Source organism: Kitasatospora sp. NPDC001095 (genome assembly GCF_053598615.1).
Map to the genome: position 1 here is coordinate 1 of NZ_JBSFKQ010000059.1, position 17,383 is coordinate 17,383.

Annotated in this window: 17 protein-coding genes; 10 read left to right on the forward strand and 7 right to left on the reverse strand. The window is 73.8% G+C overall.

Going from position 1 to position 17,383, the window contains the following annotated elements:
• Nucleotides 1–199: 199 nt before the first annotated feature.
• On the forward strand, nt 200–1,741 hold the full coding sequence (istA, locus tag ACWDBB_RS31685) for an IS21 family transposase (protein WP_449792850.1): 1,542 nt from the start codon (nt 200–202) through the stop codon (nt 1,739–1,741).
• A gap of 89 nt (nt 1,742–1,830) precedes the next feature.
• Here the strand turns inward: istA and ACWDBB_RS31690 are convergent, their stop codons facing one another.
• Nucleotides 1,831–2,589 (reverse strand): class I SAM-dependent methyltransferase, encoded by a 759-nt coding sequence (locus tag ACWDBB_RS31690; protein WP_449792851.1) that lies wholly within the window; start codon nt 2,587–2,589, stop codon nt 1,831–1,833.
• 7 nt (nt 2,590–2,596) lie between these two features.
• Entirely contained in the window at nt 2,597–2,962 is a 366-nt protein-coding gene (locus ACWDBB_RS31695) for a hypothetical protein (protein ID WP_449792852.1), read from the reverse strand.
• Between the two features lie 307 nt (nt 2,963–3,269).
• Here ACWDBB_RS31695 and ACWDBB_RS31700 point away from each other — a divergent pair, with 307 nt between their 5' ends.
• Complete coding sequence (locus ACWDBB_RS31700; RefSeq protein WP_449792853.1) at nt 3,270–4,043, forward strand: class I SAM-dependent methyltransferase; 774 nt, start codon at nt 3,270–3,272, stop codon at nt 4,041–4,043.
• A gap of 226 nt (nt 4,044–4,269) precedes the next feature.
• Here the strand turns inward: ACWDBB_RS31700 and ACWDBB_RS31705 are convergent, their stop codons facing one another.
• The 4 genes from ACWDBB_RS31705 to ACWDBB_RS31720 all read right to left on the reverse strand — a co-directional run bounded on the left by ACWDBB_RS31705 (nt 4,270) and on the right by ACWDBB_RS31720 (nt 7,988).
• Nucleotides 4,270–5,487, reverse strand: a complete 1,218-nt coding sequence (locus tag ACWDBB_RS31705; protein WP_449792854.1) for a glycosyltransferase — start codon at nt 5,485–5,487, stop codon at nt 4,270–4,272.
• The gene (locus tag ACWDBB_RS31710) at nt 5,484–6,281 is read right to left on the reverse strand and encodes a MerR family transcriptional regulator (RefSeq protein WP_449792855.1); all 798 of its coding nucleotides are present in this window, start codon (nt 6,279–6,281) and stop codon (nt 5,484–5,486) included. The genes ACWDBB_RS31705 and ACWDBB_RS31710 overlap by 4 nt, the downstream gene beginning before the upstream one ends.
• A gap of 115 nt (nt 6,282–6,396) precedes the next feature.
• The gene (locus ACWDBB_RS31715; RefSeq protein ID WP_449792856.1) at nt 6,397–7,521 is read right to left on the reverse strand and encodes a DUF6745 domain-containing protein; all 1,125 of its coding nucleotides are present in this window, start codon (nt 7,519–7,521) and stop codon (nt 6,397–6,399) included.
• Between the two features lie 140 nt (nt 7,522–7,661).
• Nucleotides 7,662–7,988 carry a hypothetical protein gene (locus ACWDBB_RS31720; RefSeq protein ID WP_449792857.1) on the reverse strand — a complete coding sequence of 109 codons (327 nt, stop codon included), beginning with the start codon at nt 7,986–7,988 and terminating at the stop codon, nt 7,662–7,664.
• A gap of 201 nt (nt 7,989–8,189) precedes the next feature.
• Between ACWDBB_RS31720 and ACWDBB_RS31725 the strand changes: the two genes are divergently transcribed.
• The 8 genes from ACWDBB_RS31725 (at nt 8,190) to ACWDBB_RS31760 (ending at nt 16,390) form a co-directional block, all read left to right on the forward strand.
• A complete protein-coding gene (locus ACWDBB_RS31725) occupies nt 8,190–9,167 on the forward strand; it encodes an STM4015 family protein (RefSeq protein WP_449792858.1) in 978 nt (325 codons plus the stop codon).
• Nucleotides 9,168–9,248: 81 nt separating this feature from the next.
• Complete coding sequence (locus tag ACWDBB_RS31730) at nt 9,249–10,184, forward strand: STM4015 family protein (RefSeq protein ID WP_449792859.1); 936 nt, start codon at nt 9,249–9,251, stop codon at nt 10,182–10,184.
• Between the two features lie 15 nt (nt 10,185–10,199).
• Entirely contained in the window at nt 10,200–11,324 is a 1,125-nt protein-coding gene (locus ACWDBB_RS31735; protein WP_449792860.1) for an STM4014 family protein, read from the forward strand.
• Between the two features lie 41 nt (nt 11,325–11,365).
• Nucleotides 11,366–12,208: an STM4013/SEN3800 family hydrolase gene (locus ACWDBB_RS31740; protein ID WP_449792887.1), complete on the forward strand. Its 843-nt coding sequence runs from the start codon at nt 11,366–11,368 to the stop codon at nt 12,206–12,208.
• Complete coding sequence (locus ACWDBB_RS31745) at nt 12,205–13,539, forward strand: STM4012 family radical SAM protein (protein ID WP_449792861.1); 1,335 nt, start codon at nt 12,205–12,207, stop codon at nt 13,537–13,539. Before ACWDBB_RS31740 ends, ACWDBB_RS31745 begins: the two co-directional genes overlap by 4 nt.
• A gap of 11 nt (nt 13,540–13,550) precedes the next feature.
• Complete coding sequence (locus ACWDBB_RS31750) at nt 13,551–14,453, forward strand: STM4011 family radical SAM protein (RefSeq protein ID WP_449792862.1); 903 nt, start codon at nt 13,551–13,553, stop codon at nt 14,451–14,453.
• 291 nt (nt 14,454–14,744) lie between these two features.
• Entirely contained in the window at nt 14,745–15,908 is a 1,164-nt protein-coding gene (locus ACWDBB_RS31755) for a methyltransferase (protein ID WP_449792863.1), read from the forward strand.
• Nucleotides 15,909–16,009: 101 nt separating this feature from the next.
• Nucleotides 16,010–16,390, forward strand: coding sequence for a VOC family protein (locus ACWDBB_RS31760; RefSeq protein ID WP_449792864.1), 381 nt, complete (start codon nt 16,010–16,012; stop codon nt 16,388–16,390).
• 88 nt (nt 16,391–16,478) lie between these two features.
• Here the strand turns inward: ACWDBB_RS31760 and ACWDBB_RS31765 are convergent, their stop codons facing one another.
• The gene (locus ACWDBB_RS31765) at nt 16,479–17,222 is read right to left on the reverse strand and encodes a rhomboid-like protein (RefSeq protein ID WP_449792865.1); all 744 of its coding nucleotides are present in this window, start codon (nt 17,220–17,222) and stop codon (nt 16,479–16,481) included.
• Nucleotides 17,223–17,383 lie beyond the last annotated feature (161 nt).

A 17,383-nucleotide genomic window follows, 5' to 3' on the forward strand; every position in this document is an offset into this window, starting at 1 on the left:
GCGCAAGCGTGTGCTCCTCGCCGCGTGACCGGCACCCGGCCCGGTCACTGCTGGTGACGGGTGGTCAGATCAGCACGGAAAGTGATCCAGAACCTGAATTGAGGACCACGGACGGCGGATCAAAATCGGGTCACTCTGCGATCTCTTGATCATCCTGACTTCACTGGTACGGGAGTCAGGAGGAAGAGAGGTGGTCCGGGTGGAGGACTGGGCCGAGATCCGGCGGTTGTATCGGGCGGAGGGGTTGTCGGCGCGGGCCGTGGCCCGTGAGCTGGGGATCTCCCGGGGCACCGTGCTGCGCGCGCTGGCCTCGGATCGGCCGCCGGTCTACCGGCGGGCGCCGAAGGGCTCGGCCGTGGACGCGGTGGAGCCGGCGATCCGGGAGCTGTTGAAGCAGACCCCGACGATGCCGGCCACGGTGATCGCGGAGCGGATCGGCTGGGAGCGGGGGCTGTCGATCCTGCGGGAGCGGGTGCGTGAACTGCGTCCTGCCTATCTGCCGGCGGATCCGGTCTCGCGGACGGTCTACCAACCCGGAGAGCTCGCGCAGTGCGATCTGTGGTTCCCGCCGGTGGACATCCCGCTCGGCTACGGACAGTCGGGCCGCCCGCCGGTCCTGGTCATCGTCTCCGGCTACTCCAGGATGATCACGGCCCGGATGGTGCCCTCGCGGACCACCGGGGATCTGATCGACGGCCACTGGCGCCTGCTCTCCAATTGGGGAGCCGTCCCCAGGACGCTGGTCTGGGACAACGAAACCGGCGTCGGCAAAGGCAAGCTGACCAGCGAGTTCGCCGCCTTCGCAGGACTGCTCGCCGTCAGTATCCACCTCTGCCGACCCCGCGATCCCGAGGCGAAGGGCCTGGTCGAGCGGGCCAACGGCTACCTGGAGACGAGTTTTGTGCCCGGCCGCCTCTTCACCGGCCCGGACGACTTCAACCGCCAGCTGACCTCCTGGTTGCAGGTCGCCAACCGGCGTCATCACCGGTCGATCGACGCGCGCCCCGCGGACCGGTGGGAGGCGGACCGCGCACAGATGCTCACCATCCCACCGGTCGCCCCGCCCCACTGGTGGCCGCTTCGCATCCGTATCGGCCGCGACCACTACATCCGGGTCGACACCAACGACTACTCCGTCCACCCTCGTGCGATCGGCCGGACGGTGATGGTCCACGCCGACAACGAGGAGATCACCGTCACCTGCGGGGAGGAGATCGTGGCCCGCCATCCGCGCTGCTGGGCCAGGCACCAGAGCCTGACCGATCCCGACCACGCCGCCGCGGCCGACCTCATGCGCGGCGAGGTGATCCATCAGCAGGCCGCCCGCGCGGCCACCGCCCGAGCCTCCACCTTCCTTTCGATCCCGGTAGCGAGGACGCGGGCGTCGAGGACGGCGGCTTGGACCTGCCGAGGTAGAGGCCGGGCTCTGCGCAACAGCCCTCCCCTACTCGCCGAGCGGAACGTGGGCTTCCCGGTTCTCGGCCCCCACTGGTGCGCGGGGCGATGCGGCTGCGTTGGCTGGTCACGGCGCATCCGCGCGCTCCACCATGGCGTCGGCCGAGCCCATGGCTGGACTGAGGGTCACGTCGACGACGGCGTGGACGGTCGGGTGGCGTTGGTGCAAAACATGGTCGTCCTCGGGCACTCACCGGGTGGCGGCGTGCTCGCTTTCACCCAAGGCCACTGCCGTCGGACACAGTCCTATGGCTGGACAACCAGTCTTCTGGGCTGGCTGATGTGACCACAGCCCATACCTGATTGTTCGTCAAATCAGTGAGAATTCCCTAGACTCCTGCCTATCTGAACAATGCGGACACCGGATCGGTCGATCTACTTGCGTGCCTCGATCAGGAAGCGCGCCGAGTGGGCCACGAACGGGCCCTCGGCCCGGATCTGGGCGTCCAGTTCGCGCAGCCGGTCCCAGTAGGCGTCGACGGTGAAGCCCGGGACCATCCAGATCACCTTGCGAAGGAAGTACACCACCGCGCCGATGTCCCGAAACTCCATCCGCAGCCGCTCGGACCGCAGGTCCACCACCTCCAGCCCGGCCTCCCGGGCCTCGGCGCTCTCCCGTTCGGGGCGACGGCCCTCGCGCGCCTCGGGCTGCGGTCCGAGGAAGTACTCGACCAGTTCGAAGGCCGACGCCGGGCCCACGTGCTGGGCGAAGTACGTGCCGCCGGGGGTCAGCACCCGGGCGATCTCCGTCCACCAGGCCCGCACCGGGTGCCGACTGCTGACCAGATCGAAGGCCCCGTCGGCGAACGGCAGCGGCGGCTCGTCGGGGTCCGCGACCACCACCGCGCCCAGCGGGTGCAGCAGGTGGGTGGCGCGGGCCACGTTGGGCGGCCACGACTCGGTGGCCGCGAGCACGGACGGGCGCCCGCCCAGCCGTACGGCGCCCGCGAGCACCTCGCCGCCGCCGGTTTGGACGTCCAGGGCCGCGGTCGCCGTGCCCAGCCGACCGGCCAGCAGCCGCTGGTAGCCCCAGGAGGGCCGTTCCTCGGTGGCCCGGCCCTCCAGCCAGGAGAAGTCCCAGCCGTCCACGGACACCGCCTCGGCCTCGGCGATCAGTTCTTCGAAGGTGCGCATGTGCGCATCATCGCGGCGCCGGAACCGTCCGGCCAGCGGATTTCCCGTCCGGGCCGTCCGCGGGTGGAGGAGCCGGCGGGTACCGGAGGACGATACCGACCCCCACCTCCACGCCCCCGGCGGCGATCAGCCCGCTCACCGGCTCCGCGCCACCGCCGTCCGCCTCGAACGCGACCAGCACGCCCGGTTCCTCCCCGCACTGCCGCTCCACCAGCCGCCACTCCTCGGGCGTGGGCGGGCGGAACACCGGGTCCTGGAAGGAGTCCGGACAGCGGACATACCGTGGGTCGGCGAAGACCAGCTCCAGGCCGTGGTGGTAGCCGAGGTCGTACCCGGCGGCCAACCGCAGCTCGCCGGGGCGCCAGGACCACACGTCCCAGTCCCATCAGCTGCCCTCCGGCAGCTCGATCACCCCGGCGACCGGCCCGGCCGGTCCGTGCCGGTCGCCGCTACAGAGCCACGGGCCGCCCGGCCGGTCGTCATCGTCCGGCATCCGTGCCATCTGCCCGCCCTCCCGGTGGCACCGAAAACCGGTACCCCGCCCCAGTGTGCCCGGGCGAGGATAGCGCCGAGACGGACGGACCGGTCACCGCGTTCCGCTCGACGCCCTGCCCTGTCCCGCCGTGCCGCGCTTCGCCCGCCCGATGCCCCCGCCGACGTCCCGTGGAGAGCCCGAAGCCATGACCCAGTCCTCCCTCGGCCGCTTCTACGACGCGTTCGCCGACGACTACCACCTCCTCTACGCCGACTGGAACGCCTCGATCGCCCGCCAGGGCGCCGCGCTGGACGCCCTGATCCGCGCGGGCCTCGGTGACCGCCCCGCCGAGGTGCTGGACTGCGCCTGCGGCATCGGCACCCAGGCTCTCGGCCTGGCCGCGCTCGGCCACCGCGTCACCGGCACCGACCTCAGCCCGGCCTCCGCCGCCCGCGCCACCGCCGAGGCCGCCGAGCGCGGCCTCCGACTGCCCACCGCCGCCGCCGACATGCGGGAACTCCCCTTCCCGGACGGGCGGTTCGACGTCGTCGTCTGCGCCGACAACGCACTGCCCCACCTCCTCACGGCCGAGGACGTGCGCGCCGCGCTCGGTGAGCTTCGGCGGGTCCTGCGCCCGGGCGGACTGCTGCTGGTCACCACCCGCCCGTACGACGAGCTGCGCCGCACCCGGCCCGCTTCCACGCCGCCGCAGACCGCCGAGACCGACGGCCGGCGGTCGGTCGTCTTCCAGCTCTGGAAGTGGCACGAGGACGGTGAGCGGTACGACCTGGAGCTCTTCCAGCTCCTGGCGGAGGACGGCGGCCAGTGGCAGATCGCCGTCCACCGCGCCACCTACTGGGCGCTCACCCAGGACCAGTTGAGTGGCTTCGCCGCCGAGGCGGGCCTGGTCGGCATCCGCTGGGAGCAGCCCGTCGACACCGGCTTCTTCCAGCCCGTCCTGATCGCCCGGGCGTCCTGACCTTCCGAAGGGCTCCGACACGGTTTCCCGCGATCACCTCCTCCGCTGTCCGCTCGTCTCACCACCTCGTCACCCCCGACCCGATCGTCATGACCGCACGGAGCACGAGCGGCATCCTGACCATCCGCGGCGTGGCCTCGAACCCCCGTCTCGCCACCGTGGTGCCCGATTGGCCGGAGCGCGCCCCCTGACCCGAGCCACGCAGCGCTCCGCGCCTCTGCCTTCTCTACCCGCCCAACGCCACCACCGCCTCCGCGACCCGGGCCCCGCCGTCCTCCTTCGCCATCGCGCGGGCCGCCGCCTGCGCTCCTTCCCTCAGCCGCTGCTGCTCGACGGACTGACGGATCGCCTGCGCCAGCCGGTCGGCGGTCAGGTCGGCGAACCGCACCGGAGTGGTGGCGGCACCGAGCCGGGTGAGGCGACCGGCCCAGAACGGCTGGTCCGCCGTCACCGGAACCGGGACGCTCGGCACGCCCGCGCGCAGTACCGCGGCTGCCGTGCCCGCACCCGCGTGGTGCACGACAGCCGCCATGTGCGGGAACAGCCGCGCGTGCGGGAGTTCGCCGACCGTCAGCACGTCGTCGCCCTGCCCGGAGATCCCGGCCCAGCCGGCCTGCACCACGCCCCGGGCGCCCGCCCGCCGCAGGGCCTCCACCGCGAGGGTGCTCAGCCGCTCGCCCTGCCCCGCCGCCATGCTGCCGAAGCCGATGAAGACCGGCGGCGGCCCGGCCCGCAGGAAGTCCTCGACCTCGGCCGGGAGGTGGTAGTCCTCCGCCACGTGCGGCCACCAGTTGCCGACCACCCGCAGCCCCTCCCGCCAGTCGGCCGGGCGCGGTACGACGGTCGGGCTGAAGCCGTGCAGTACCGGCCAGTTCGCCCGCTCCATGACCTGTCGGCACGCGGTCTGGGAGAGCGCCGGGAGGCCCAGCCGCGACCGCAGGCTGCGTGCGGCCTCGGTGTGCAGGCGGTCGACGACCCACTGGCCGAGCGCCCCCGCCGCCCGGTTGCCCCAACTGCCCAGCGAGCGGCCGCCCCCGACGACCGGCGGGAACTCCCGGGTGGGCAGCGCGGGTTGGAGGTATACCCCCAGGCTGGGGACGCCCATCGCCTCCGCGAGGTGCCAGCCCAGTGGCGCGGTGGTGGTGGCGAGCAGGAGCAGATCGGCGCCCGGAGCGGCGGCGTCCGCGAGCGCTCCCCCCAGCTGCCCGATGAACGCCGCGGCCCGCGCGAGGAGCTCGGAGCGCCCGCCCGTCGACCCGGTGCCCGCCCCGCGCGGATCGACCGGGAGCGGGCGGAAGTCGAGGCCGCTGCCGGCCACCAGCTCGCGGAAGGTATCGGGCGCCGCGAGCGCGACCTCGTGCCCCGCACCGCGGAGGTGCGCCCCGAGACCGGTGTAGGGGGCGACATCGCCGTACGATCCGGCGGCCATCACGAGGATCCTCATCGGGCTGCCTCCTGGTGGCCGCTGCCGTCGCGCCGTTCGGCGTTGGCGCCGATCGCCGACCGGAGGTAGCCGGCCAGGCCGGGGCGCTGTTCGGCCGGCGGGACGACGAGGGCGAAGGCGCGGGCGTCCGCCTCGTAGTCGTCGGCGATCCGGCAGTGCATCTCCGGCGGGCAGGGCGTGAACCACCGGGTGATGTGCTGCCGGTGCTGCTCGGCGAGGTCCAGCACCGTCCGGTGGTCGACCGGCAGCCCCTCGTCGAAGGCGTCCAGGAGCCGGCCGCGCCATTCGGCGGCCTCCGCCATCAGCTGCTGCCAGTCCTCCTTGGAGTGGGTGGCGGCGCGGGCCAGCGCCTCCTGGTGGCTGTCCCGCTCGCCCCACTTGAGGTGGGCGTCGGCCGCGTAGCTGAGGTCGAAGACCACGTCCCCGAAGACCTCGAAGCGCTCCTGGGGCGTCAGTTCGACCCCGGTGCGCTGGACCTCGATGGCCCGCTCGGCGACGTCGACCAGCTTCTGCAGGCGGCCGATCTGCTCAGTGAGGGCCTGGCGTCTCGCCAGCAGGTGGTCGAGCACGTTGGCTTGCGGATCCGCCAGGATGTCGGCGATCTCGTCGAGCGGGAAGCCGAGTTCCCGGTAGAAGAGGATCTGCTGGAGCCTGGCGAGGTCCGCGCCGCTGTAGAGCCGGTAGCCGGCCGGGCTGCGCTCACTGGGCGAGAGCAGCCCGGACCGGTCGTAGTAGTGCAGGGTCCGGATCGTGACCCCGGCGAAGCCGGAGACCTGGCCCACAGACCAGCTCATGCGTCCCTCCGATCATCCGTGCGTTCTGCTGCGCCCCACCGTGCGGCCTGACGTGGGGTAAGGGTCAACACGCGCAGCTCAGGGGCCTGCTCCGGATGCCGGGAGGCGCCCTCGGTCAGGTCTCGCGCTGCGGGTGGTAGGCGCTCTCGGGTATGCCGAAGGTCCAGGCGACCCCGGCGCGCGCGGTGCGGGTGCTCGGGGGGACGCGCAGCCAGTAGGTGCGGTGGGTGCCGTCCGGCTCGGGGGTGGAGTTGACCACCTCGACCATCACCACCGGCTCGTCGTCGGGCAGGACGATCCGCCAGAGCACACCGGTCTCGTCCCGGTGGACGGGCTCGGCGCCGGAGTCGGCCAGGTAGCGCTCGTATCCGTAGTGCTCCAGCAGGACGCGGCGCAGCTCGGCGTTCTCCTCGGTGCGGATCCGCTCGACCGTCACCCCGGCCAGGCCGGCCAGGAACTCCGGCGGGACGGGCATGCCTCGCCAGGCGTGCAGGGCGAAGCCGTCGGCGTACTCCAGGGCGGGCCCGTCCGCGCGGTCGAGCCGGCCGGCCTCGTCGCGGTGCAGGGCGGTGGGCCGCTCGCTGATCAGTGCCACGTCCTGGTACGGCCACCACCAGCCGACCCGCCGGGCCAGCTCGGCGAGCGGGGCGACGGCGTCGGCGCCCGCCCCGGCGGCTTCGAAGGCGGCGAACCACGGCGCGTCGTGCTGGCCCCGCACGGCGTCCAGCAGGGCGAGCCGGACGGTGGTGCGACGGGCCCGGGCCTCCTCGGCCACGGCGGCGTCGGCCTCCCGGTCGGCCTCGGGGGCGAGCCGGTCGAGCACGGCGTTGCGCAGCCGGTCGGCGAGCGGGGTGGTGACCGGGCCGAGCTCGCCGCCGGTGAGCGCCCAGTGGCCCGCCCACCCGGCGGTGCCGACCTGCTCGACAGCCCGCCGCCGGGCCTCCTCCCAGGGCCGGGTGCGCACGGCCTCGCGCACGCTCTGCGCGCCGGCGGCCCGCAGCTCCAGCGCCGCCTCCGTCGCGGCGAGCGGCGACCCGAACCAGCGGACCGCCGCGGGCTCGGGCAGCCCGGCCGCCCGGTAGGCGGCCCGGACGGCGTGCTCGGCCGCCGCCCGGTCGCCCGCCCCGGTGGCCGCCGCGGTGGCCGCCGCGGCCGCCCGCCAGCGGGCCGTCACCTCGGCCGGCCCGGACACCGCCTGCGCGGCGCCGCCGTGGACCTCGTCGTGGATCACCGTGTCCATCCCTGCTCCGTTCCCGGCCGGGCTCCCCGCCCGGCCGTCCGTTCCCGTTCCGTGCCGCGGCCCCGGCCGCGCGCTCCGCCCTCGTGCCCCGCCCCGCGCTCACCCGCCCGCCGACCCCCGTGCGGCGGGCGGAGCGGTCGTCAGTCCGCGACCACCCGCACGGCGCCCGGCACGTACTCGCGCTGGCGGACCACCCGGTACCACCCCTTGGGTAGCGGTATCGCCGCGTGCTCCTCGTGCACCACCCGGCCGCCCTCGGGCAGGTGGAGCCAGCTCGCGCCGAACGGCCCGCTCTCGCGGCGCAGCGCGCCGGGGCCGACCACGGCGTGCGCGTGCCCGGTGACCTCGCCGAGCGCGAGCACCATCCGGCCCCGGGCGTCCCGGGCCCGCACGGCCAGCTCGGCCACCCGCGGCGGCACCGCGCCCTCCTCGACCGGCACGATCAGCACATCGCCCTGGCGGTACATCAGTCCTCCCTCGCCGTACGGCCGGACTCCGGCGGACGCCGGAACCCGTGGCTCCGCCGCGTCCGCCGCGGTCACTCTCCGGAGCCAGGACCCGAACATAGGGCAAGGGTCTGACAACGCGCCCGGGCGGTGACCCGGCCGCCGGATTGTCAGTCCCGGCTGGTAGACAGTTGTTCGGCCCAGATCCCCGAGGAGCAGTGCATGACTGTCAACGACCACATCGAACGGTTCCACGGTCTCCCCGTCTTCGACTTCGTGGAGGCCTTGGCGGAGGCCGAGGAGAAGGGCGGCTCCGGCGCCGTCCGGCTGCCGGACGCGGCCTCGGCTGCCTGGCGGATCAGGCTCGACTACGAGTCCGACGCGACGTTCGTCGAGCGCTGGGAGCAGTTCCTCGCCACCGTCGACACCGAGCGGGTCACCGCGGTGGTGATCGGCCAGTGGTCGCCGGACGAGCCGGACGGCTTCCGGGAGCCGATGGAGGCGATCGTCGCCGCCGCCGGCCGACTGCCCGCCCTGCGCGCGCTGTTCGTCGGCGACATCATCGCCGAGGAGTGCGAGATCTCCTGGATCCAGCAGTGCGACATCACACCGCTGCTGACGGCCTTCCCGCGGCTGGCCGAGCTGGTGGTGCGCGGCGCCTCGCAGGACTGGGACGGCAAGGGCGGGCTGGCCCTGGAGCCGCTGCGGCACGAGGCGCTCGAGGCGCTGCGCTTCGAGGCCGGCGGCCTGCCTGGCTCGGTCGTGCGCGCGGTGGCCGGCTGCGACTTCCCGGCCCTGGCCCGGCTGGAGTTCTGGCTGGGCGTGGACAACTACGGCGGCGACGCCACGATGGACGACCTCGCTCCGTTCCTGGACGGCACCCGCTTCCCGGCGCTGCGCCACCTCGGCCTCCAGAACAGCGAGTTCCAGGACGACATCGCGGCCGCGGTGGCGCACGCGCCCGTCGTCGCCCGGCTGGAGTCGCTCGACCTCTCCATGGGCGTGCTGACGGACCAGGGCGCCACCGCCCTGCTGGAGGGCCAGCCGCTCACCCACTTGCGCGCCCTCGACCTGCACCACCACTACCTCACCGAGCAGATGCAGCAGCGCCTGCGCCAGGCCCTGGCCGGGGTCGAGATCGACCTCTCCGAGGCCGGCAAGCCCGACGACCGGTGGCGCTACGTGGCCGTGGCCGAGTAGCCGTCACCTCACGCGCGCACCGGCCGACCTCCCGCACGCGTCCGACCATCCGTCCGACCACTCGACCCATCAGGATCCGACATGGCCGTCTCCCGCCACATCGAACGCTTCCACGAGCTGCCGATCCACGAGTTCACGCCCGACGACGCCCGGCCGCGGCCCGCCGCCGGCGCCGTCGCCTGGCGGCTGTCCCTCGAATACGGTTCCAAGCAGGACTTCGCCCACCTCTGGCGGTCCTTCCTGGAGGAGGTCGATCCGGCCGGTGTGCGCGCCGTGGTGATCGGCGCCTGGTGGCAGGACGGCTACACCTCCGTGGGCCCCGCGGTCGAGGCCGTCACCGCCGACGCTCGGCGCCTGCCCGCCCTGGAGGCGTTGTTCCTCGGTGAGGTGACGTACGACGAGTGCGAGATCTCCTGGCTCGAGATGGACGACGTCACCCCGCTGCTGAACGCCTTCCCCGGGCTGAGGTCGCTGGCCGTGCGCGGCGGCATGGACCTCGCCTTGGAGCCGGTCCGGCACGACCGGCTGACCAGCCTGCGATTCGAGTCCGGCGGCCTTCCGGCCACCGTGGTGCGCGCGGTGGCCGGCTCCGAACTGCCCGCGCTGGAGCGCCTGGACCTCTGGCTCGGTGTGGACGAGTACGGCGGTGACGCCACGCCGGACGACCTGGCGCCGTTCCTGGACGGCACCCGGCTGCCGAGGCTGCGCCACCTCGGGCTGGCCAACAGCGAGTTCCAGGACGAGATCGCCGCCGCGGTGGCGCACGCCCCGGTGGTCGCCCGGCTGGAGTCGCTCGACCTCTCCATGGGCGTGCTCTCCGACGAGGGTGCCACGGCCCTGCTGGAGGGCCAGCCGCTCACCCACCTGCGCGCCCTCGACCTGCACCACCACTACCTGAGTGACGCGCTGCAGGAGCGCCTGCGGGAGGCCCTGCCCGGGGTCGAGATCGACCTCAGCGAGGCCGAGGGCGACGAGATGGACGACGAGGACGACCGCTACGTCTCGGTCGCCGAGTAGGCGGGTGCGGAGGCGATGACCATGCGGCTGACCGTCCTCGGCAATCCTGGGCACCGACGGGTGACGCTGTTCGCGGCCGCGGCCCGGGCCGCCGGGCTGCCCGAGCCCGCCCTCCTGCCCTGGCTGGACGTGCTGCGTGGCCGGTACCGGCTGCCCGAGGGCGCTCTGCTGCGCGTCGAGTCGCCCGGCGAGGAGCCGGAGGTCGACAGGCTGCTGCGCGGCCCGGCGCTGGGCTCCGGCTACGCGCCGACCAGGGTCGAGGGCACGGCCGTCTGGTACGAGGGCGTCATGGCCGCGCTGCGCGGGCTGGCCGCCCGGCCCGGCGTGCGGCTGCTCGGCGATCCGGAGGAGATCGCCGTGATGTTCGACAAGCGACGGGCGCACGCCCTGCTCGCTGCGGGCGGAGTGCCAGTGCCCAGGGCGCTCGGCGGCGAGGTCACCGACTGGGAGCACCTGCGCGAGCGCCTCGCCGAGGCCGGCCTGCGCCGGGTCTTCGTCAAGCCCGCGCACGGCTCCTCCGCCTCCGGGGTGATGGCCCTGGAGTTCGGGCCGCGCGGGCAACTGCAGGCCACCACCTCGGTGGAGCTGGCCGACGGCCGGCTCCACAACTCACTGCGGGTGCGCCGCTACCGCGACGAGCGGGAGGTCGCCGCGATCGTCGACGCCCTGGCACCGGACGGATTGCACGTCGAGCAGTGGATCCCGAAGGCCTCGCAGTCCGGCCGCTCCGCGGACCTGCGGGTCGTGGTGGTCGCCGGCCGGGCCACCCACGCCGTGGTGCGCACCAGCACCCAGCCGATGACCAACCTGCACCTCGGCGGGGCCCGCGGCAGCGTCGCGCAGGTCCGGGAGACGGCGGGGCCGGCCTGGCCGGCCCTGCTGGAGACGGCCGAACGCGCGGCGGCCTGCTTCCCCGGCTCACCGATGGTCGGTGTCGACGTCCTGCCCACGGCCGGCTGGCGGCGCGCCCTGGTCGGCGAGGTGAACGCCTTCGGCGACCTGCTCCCCAACCTCACCGGCCTGCCCGGCGGCCCCGCCGAGGGTCTGGACACCTACGGCGCCCAGCTGGCCGCACTCACCGCCCCCTCCCCCTCGTCCCCCGTGGCGACGGACCACCAGATCACGGAACCCGCTCGATGAACCACCAGAACACCGCCCCCGTCCCGGCTCCCGCTCCCGACATGAACGCCGTCGTGGGCTCCCACGACCTGCTGCTCGTCACCCTCGACACGCTCCGCTTCGACGTCGCCGAGGAGCTGGCCGCCGCCGGCCGCATCCCGAACCTCGCCGCCGTCCTCCCCGGCGGCCATTGGGAGCGCCGGCACGCGCCCGGCAGCTTCACCTACGCCGCCCACCAGGCGATCCTGGCCGGCTTCCTGCCGACACCGGCCTCTCCAGACGGCCCGCACCCGCGCCTGTTCGCCGCCCGCTTCGCCGGCTCGGAGAGCACCGCCCCGCGCACCTGGGTGTTCGACGCCCCTGACCTGCCGACGGCCCTGGCCGCCTCCGGGTACCGCACGGTGTGCATCGGCGGTGTCGGGTTCTTCAACAAGCAGGGCCCGCTGGGCTCGGTGCTGCCCGGGCTCTTCCAGGAGAGCCACTGGGCGCCCGAGTTGGGCGTGGCGTCGCCGACGTCCTTCGAGGAGCAGGTCGCCCGGGCCGAGCGGGTCGCCGCCGAACAGCCCGCCGACCAGCCGCTGTTCCTCTTCCTGAACGTCTCGGCACTGCACCAGCCGAACTGGTTCCACCTGCCCGACGCCACTCGTGAGCACGGGGACTCCCGGAACAGCCACGCCGCCGCCCTGGAGTACGTGGACGCGCACATCGGCCGCCTCTTCGCCGCGATGAGCGCCCGCCGCCCCTGCTTCGCGATGGTCTGCTCCGACCACGGCACCGCCTACGGCGAGGACGGCTACACCGGGCACCGGATCGGCCACGAGGTGGTCTGGACGGTCCCGTACGCGCACTTCACCCTCCCCGCCCGGGCGGCGCACCCCACCGCGACCTCCGAGGAGCACGCATGACCACCGCACCCCCGCGCCCGGACTCGCCGTACCAATCGTACGTCTACGCGTACCCGCACAAGACGGCCTACCGCCCGCTGCCCGGGCGTCCCCCGCTGCGCGAGCTGTGGGCCGGCGAGGCGCAGCACGCGCTCTCGCTCTACCTCCACATACCGTTCTGCGAGGTCCGTTGCGGCTTCTGCAACCTGTTCACCCGGATCGGCAGCCCCGAGGGCCTGACCACGGCGTACCTGGACGCCCTGGAGCGCCAGGCCACGGCGGTGCGCTCGGCACTGGACGACGGGGCCCGGTTCGCGCTGGCCGCGTTCGGCGGCGGCACCCCCACCTATCTGACGGCCGGTGAGCTGGAGCGGCTGTGTGACATAGCCGAGCAGCGGATGGGCGCCGACCTGAGGGCGGTACCGCTCTCGGTGGAGGCCTCGCCCGCCACCGCGACCGCCGACCGGCTGGAGGTGCTGGCCGCCCGGGGCACCACCCGGTTGAGCCTGGGCGTGCAGTCCTTCGACGACGCCGAGGCGCGCTCCGCGGTCCGCCCGCAGAAGCGGGCCGAGGTGGAAGCCGCCCTCGGCCGGATCCGCGCGGCCGGCTTCCCGGTGCTCAACATCGACCTCATCTACGGCATCGACGGCCAGACCGAGGCGAGTTGGCTCCGCTCGCTGGACACCGCGCTCGCCTGGCAGCCCGAGGAGCTGTACCTCTACCCGCTGTACGTCCGCCCGCTGACCGGCCTGGCCCGGCGCGGCGAGCAGGAGAGCCAGGCCGTCTGGGACGCCCGCCGGCTCGCGCTCTACCGGGCCGGCCGCGACCACCTGCTCGCCCACGGCTACCAGCAGGTGTCGATGCGGATGTTCCGCCGCGCCGCCTCCCCGCAGGCCGGAGCGAGCGAGTACGCCTGCCAGACCGACGGCATGGTCGGGCTCGGCTGCGGCGCCCGCTCCTACACCTCGCGGCTGCACTACTCCTTCGACTACGCGGTGAACGCCACCGCGGTGCGCGGCATCATCGACGACTACGTCGCCACCGAGGACTTCCACCGGGCCGAGGTCGGCCACTGGATGGGCGGCGAGGAGCCCCGCCGGCGGCACCTGGTGCAGTCGCTGCTCCAGGCCGGGGGCATGGCGCTGGCGGACTACCGCGCCCGGTTCGGCAGTTCACCGGTCGAGGACTTCCCGGCGGAGCTGGCCGGGTTCGCCGAGCGCGGCTGGCTCGCCGAGGGCGATCCGGCGTACCTGCGGCTCAGCCCGGAGGGGCTGGCGCACTCGGACGCCGTCGGGCCGATGCTGTTCTCGCCCGAGGTCCGGGCCCGGATGGCCGCGTACGAGGCGAAATGACCTTCCTCGGCATGCCCTCCGCCCCACCGTTGCCGGAGGACGGCGCGCGGAGCCTCACGCTGCTCTACCGCGGTCCGCTCGCCTCCTGCGACTACGACTGCCCGTACTGCCCGTTCGCCAAGCGGCGCGACAGCCCCGAGCAACTTCGCGCCGACCGGGCCGCGTTGGAGCGCTTCACCGGCTGGGCCGCCGGGCGCGCGGACACCGGCGACACCCTGTCGTTGCTGTTCACCCCCTGGGGCGAGGGGCTGGTGCGGTCCTGGTACCGCCGCGCGCTGGTCGAGCTGAGCCACCTGCAGCACGTCCGCCGCGTCGCGATCCAGACCAACCTCAGCTGCCGCACGGGCTGGCTCGCCGAGGCGGACCTCGACGCCCTCGCCCTCTGGGTCACCTTCCACCCCGGCCAGGTCACCCGCGAGCGCTTCCTCGCCAAGTGCCGCGAGTTGGACGCACTCGGCGTGCGCTACAGCGTCGGTGTGGTCGGCCAACCCGAGCACCTCACCGAGGCCCGCCGGCTGCGCGCCGAGCTCTCCGACGGCGTCTACCTGTGGGTCAACGCCGCCGAGGGCCTCGCCTACACGGACGCCGAGGCCGCCCAGTGGGCCGCGGTGGACCCGCACTTCGGCTACAGCCGGCACGCCCACCCCAGCGCCGGGCTGCCGTGCCGCACCGGGGAGTCCGTACTGTCGGTCGACGGCGACGGCACCGTGCGCCGCTGCCACTTCGTCCGGGACGTCCTCGGCAACCTCTACGACGGCAGCTACCGCTCCCGACTGCGGCCGCGCGCCTGCCCCCTGCCGGTCTGCGACTGTCACATCGGCTACGTCCATCTGGAGACCCTGCCACTGTACGAGCTGTTCGGCGCGGGCGTGCTGGAGCGCGTGCCGCACGACTGGCCGGCGGGCCGGCGATAAATCGGTTGCGATCCAACCACTCTGTGTGAAAGCGTACGAACATCCGCACAGGACCAGCTGGTTCGGACATTCGGAAAGGAGGCCCGCAGATGATCAGTGGTATACGGCCCGCCGTCGTGCCGGGCCTCGTACTCGGTGACACCTCGGCTCGCGCTTCGACGCGTGAGCCGCACCTGGCCTGACGCCCCGCGCCCGCCATCCCGGCGGCGCCACCGCCCGACGCGCCTGCTGCTCACCTCCTCGTCGAAGCGCTCTTCGTGTCCCCTGCACGATCGACCACGAGGAGTCCCGGTGTCCGACACCCACCGGCCCGGCATCATCACCCTGCCCATCTCTTCCACCCTGCCCGCACCTTGGCACAGCGAGAACGGAGCACCTCCGCCGCGGCGCCTGATCGCCGCCGACGACACCCTGTCCGCCGGGGCCGCCTACAGCCTGGCGTGCGAGGGCACCGCCCTGCTCTGGCAGGGCACCTACCCCGGCGCACTGCGCCTCCTGCACGCCATGCGCCGCCGCGCCGAGCGGCGCCGGCCCCGATCCACCCCCGACTCCCCGGCCGATGCCTTCCGGCAGCACCGTCGGGAACGCGCCCGCCTCGCGCGTGTCCTCGGCACGCTGTTGGTGCCGCTCGGCGCGGACCACCGCATCCGGCTCCACCGGGCGCCCGACGTCCGCGAGGCCTGCCTGGCGGCCTACGGACCGCTCCTTGACAACAGAATCGTGTCCCTTCGCGAGCTCCTCGGTGTGATCGGCGCCCACCAGTGGCGCACCAGGGGCGTCGAGGTTCCGGCCCTCGGTGCCCGCATCCACCCGCACTACGGGGTCTTCTCACCCGTCCGCGGCGAGTACGTCGACCTCGTCGCCCGGGCGCCGCTGCCACCGGCCGCCCGTACCGACCCCACGGCCACCGCCCAGGACCTCGGCACCGGCACGGGGGTGCTCGCCGCGCTCCTGGCGCGGCGCGGACTGCGCGAGGTCCTGGTCACCGACGCCAATCCACGCGCCCTCGCCTGCGCCCGAGACAACGTCCGCCGCCTCGGGCTCGCCGACCGCATCAAGATCGCCGGCACCGGCCTCTACCCTCCCGGCCACGACCGGGCCGCCCTGATCGTGTGCAATCCCCCGTGGCTGCCCGGCCGCCCGAGCTCCAGCCTCGACGAGGGCGTGTTCGACCAGGACGGCCGCATGCTCCGCGGCTTCCTCGACGGCCTGGCCGACCGTCTACTGCCCGATGGCGAGGGCTGGCTCGTCCTCTCCGACCTCGCCGAACACCTCGGCCTGCGCTCCCGCGCCGACCTGCTCGGCGCCGTCTCCGAGGCCGGGCTGCGCATCACCGGGCGTCTCGACACCGTCCCCCGCCACCCCCGGGCCACCGCCCCCGATCGGTCCGATCCCCTCCTGCGCGCCGCCCGCGCCGCCGAGGTCACCTCGCTCTGGAGGCTGGCCCCCGCATGACTCCCGGCAGCCTCCCGCACACGGCCCGACGCGGTCCTGCGCTCACCGGGCGGCACGGCCCGCGCGTCCCTAGCCCGGTGACAGGGAGGAGGCGAAACACCATGCTTGGAGACGCTCCGCTGCAAGCAGTCATCTCCGCCACCGATCTCGCCCGCGCCAAGGCCTTCTACACCGACGCCCTCGGCCTCAAGCTGACCGAGGAGGGTGCGGAGGAATTCGTCTGCGACAGCGGCGGCACCCAGTGCACCGTCTACCGCACCCCCAGCGGTGGTCAGGCCGCCCACACCCTCGCCAGCTTCAAGGTCGCCGACCTCGATGGCGAGATGACCGGCCTCCGCGGCCGCGGCATCACCTTCGAGGGGTACGACTTCCCCGACCTGCGGACCGTCGACGGCGTCGCCGAGGGCGAGGGCATGCACGCGGCCTGGTCCAAGGACAGCGAGGGCAACATCCTCTGCGTCTCCCAGCGAGTCGGCCCGTAGCCGCCCCGCGCCCGTCGCATGCGCCACCGCTGCCCGGCCCGCTCGTACGGAGCGGACCGGGCAACAGCGGGCCGGTCGGCGTCCGCCGTCACGAGCGGCCGATCACGGCCCGCCCGCGCGCCCACCGCCCGCGTGCCCGCCGCCAGAGCGCCCTGGTCGAGGCGACCGGGTCGAAGGATCCCGGGTGGTCCCGCGTCAGCGGATAACAGGCGAATCCGATCAGCGCCGCGCTGAAGTGACCGATGCTGGTGTAGTCCCGGCTCTGCTGCACACCCAGTCCGTAGACGACCAGCACCCCTGCCGCGTACAGGTACCGCCAGGGCGGCACGATCAAGTAGGCGAGTACCGCGACCACCCCGGCCAGCGCGTAGCTGACGCCGTAGTCCAGGGTGTAGACGGCCCTCGGCGGGGCCAACCCGCGGCGGATCGCCCAGCCGAGCACGCCCTCGCTGAGGTAGGTAGCGCCGACATGTGCGACAGCCGCCACAGAGATCCAGCGCAGGGTGCCGAGCCACCGTTCGGCCGGCACGTGGAAGACGTTGTACAGCAGGAAGTAGAGCGGCCAACCACCGCCCGCGATCCACAGGGCACTGGTCGCCAGGACCCGCACCGGCGAGACCTGGAGGTGGTGGAGGTTGGTCGAGCGCCGATGCAGGATGCGGTCCGCGGTCGCCGGATCGACGTGCCTGATCACCTGCGTGGTGACGAGCAGGATCGCCAGCCAGATGTAGGTGCCCGGCGCGCGCCGGACGTAGGCCCACACCGCGCGGCCTGCCCGCGCCCACCAGGGCCGCCGGTGCGCTTCGGAGCCCCCGGCGGTGCTATCGGCCATCGACGCCTCCTCGACGCTGCTCCCCTCACCCTCACCCCCACCCGGCTCCACCGCCACCCGCCACGACCGAGGCCGATGCGCGACCGCACGAGGGTTCCCGGCCCCGGACCGCACACCCGCCTCCGGCCCCCACCGCCTTCCGGCCGCTCGCGTACGCTGGC

Bases quoted from the DNA above. Each gene is read 5' to 3' on its own strand.
- ACWDBB_RS31715 (WP_449792856.1), bottom strand. From the start codon at position 7,521: ATGGACACGGTGATCCACGACGAGGTCCACGGCGGCGCCGCGCAGGCG.
- ACWDBB_RS31745 (WP_449792861.1), top strand. From the start codon at position 12,205: ATGACCACCGCACCCCCGCGCCCGGACTCGCCGTACCAATCGTACGTC.
- ACWDBB_RS31710 (WP_449792855.1), bottom strand. From the start codon at position 6,281: ATGAGCTGGTCTGTGGGCCAGGTCTCCGGCTTCGCCGGGGTCACGATC.
- ACWDBB_RS31725 (WP_449792858.1), top strand. From the start codon at position 8,190: ATGACTGTCAACGACCACATCGAACGGTTCCACGGTCTCCCCGTCTTC.
- ACWDBB_RS31765 (WP_449792865.1), bottom strand. From the start codon at position 17,222: ATGGCCGATAGCACCGCCGGGGGCTCCGAAGCGCACCGGCGGCCCTGG.
- ACWDBB_RS31735 (WP_449792860.1), top strand. From the start codon at position 10,200: ATGACCATGCGGCTGACCGTCCTCGGCAATCCTGGGCACCGACGGGTG.
- ACWDBB_RS31760 (WP_449792864.1), top strand. From the start codon at position 16,010: ATGCTTGGAGACGCTCCGCTGCAAGCAGTCATCTCCGCCACCGATCTC.
- ACWDBB_RS31700 (WP_449792853.1), top strand. From the start codon at position 3,270: ATGACCCAGTCCTCCCTCGGCCGCTTCTACGACGCGTTCGCCGACGAC.
- ACWDBB_RS31720 (WP_449792857.1), bottom strand. From the start codon at position 7,988: ATGTACCGCCAGGGCGATGTGCTGATCGTGCCGGTCGAGGAGGGCGCG.
- ACWDBB_RS31750 (WP_449792862.1), top strand. From the start codon at position 13,551: ATGCCCTCCGCCCCACCGTTGCCGGAGGACGGCGCGCGGAGCCTCACG.
- ACWDBB_RS31740 (WP_449792887.1), top strand. From the start codon at position 11,366: ATGAACGCCGTCGTGGGCTCCCACGACCTGCTGCTCGTCACCCTCGAC.
- ACWDBB_RS31730 (WP_449792859.1), top strand. From the start codon at position 9,249: ATGGCCGTCTCCCGCCACATCGAACGCTTCCACGAGCTGCCGATCCAC.
- ACWDBB_RS31705 (WP_449792854.1), bottom strand. From the start codon at position 5,487: ATGAGGATCCTCGTGATGGCCGCCGGATCGTACGGCGATGTCGCCCCC.
- ACWDBB_RS31690 (WP_449792851.1), bottom strand. From the start codon at position 2,589: ATGCGCACCTTCGAAGAACTGATCGCCGAGGCCGAGGCGGTGTCCGTG.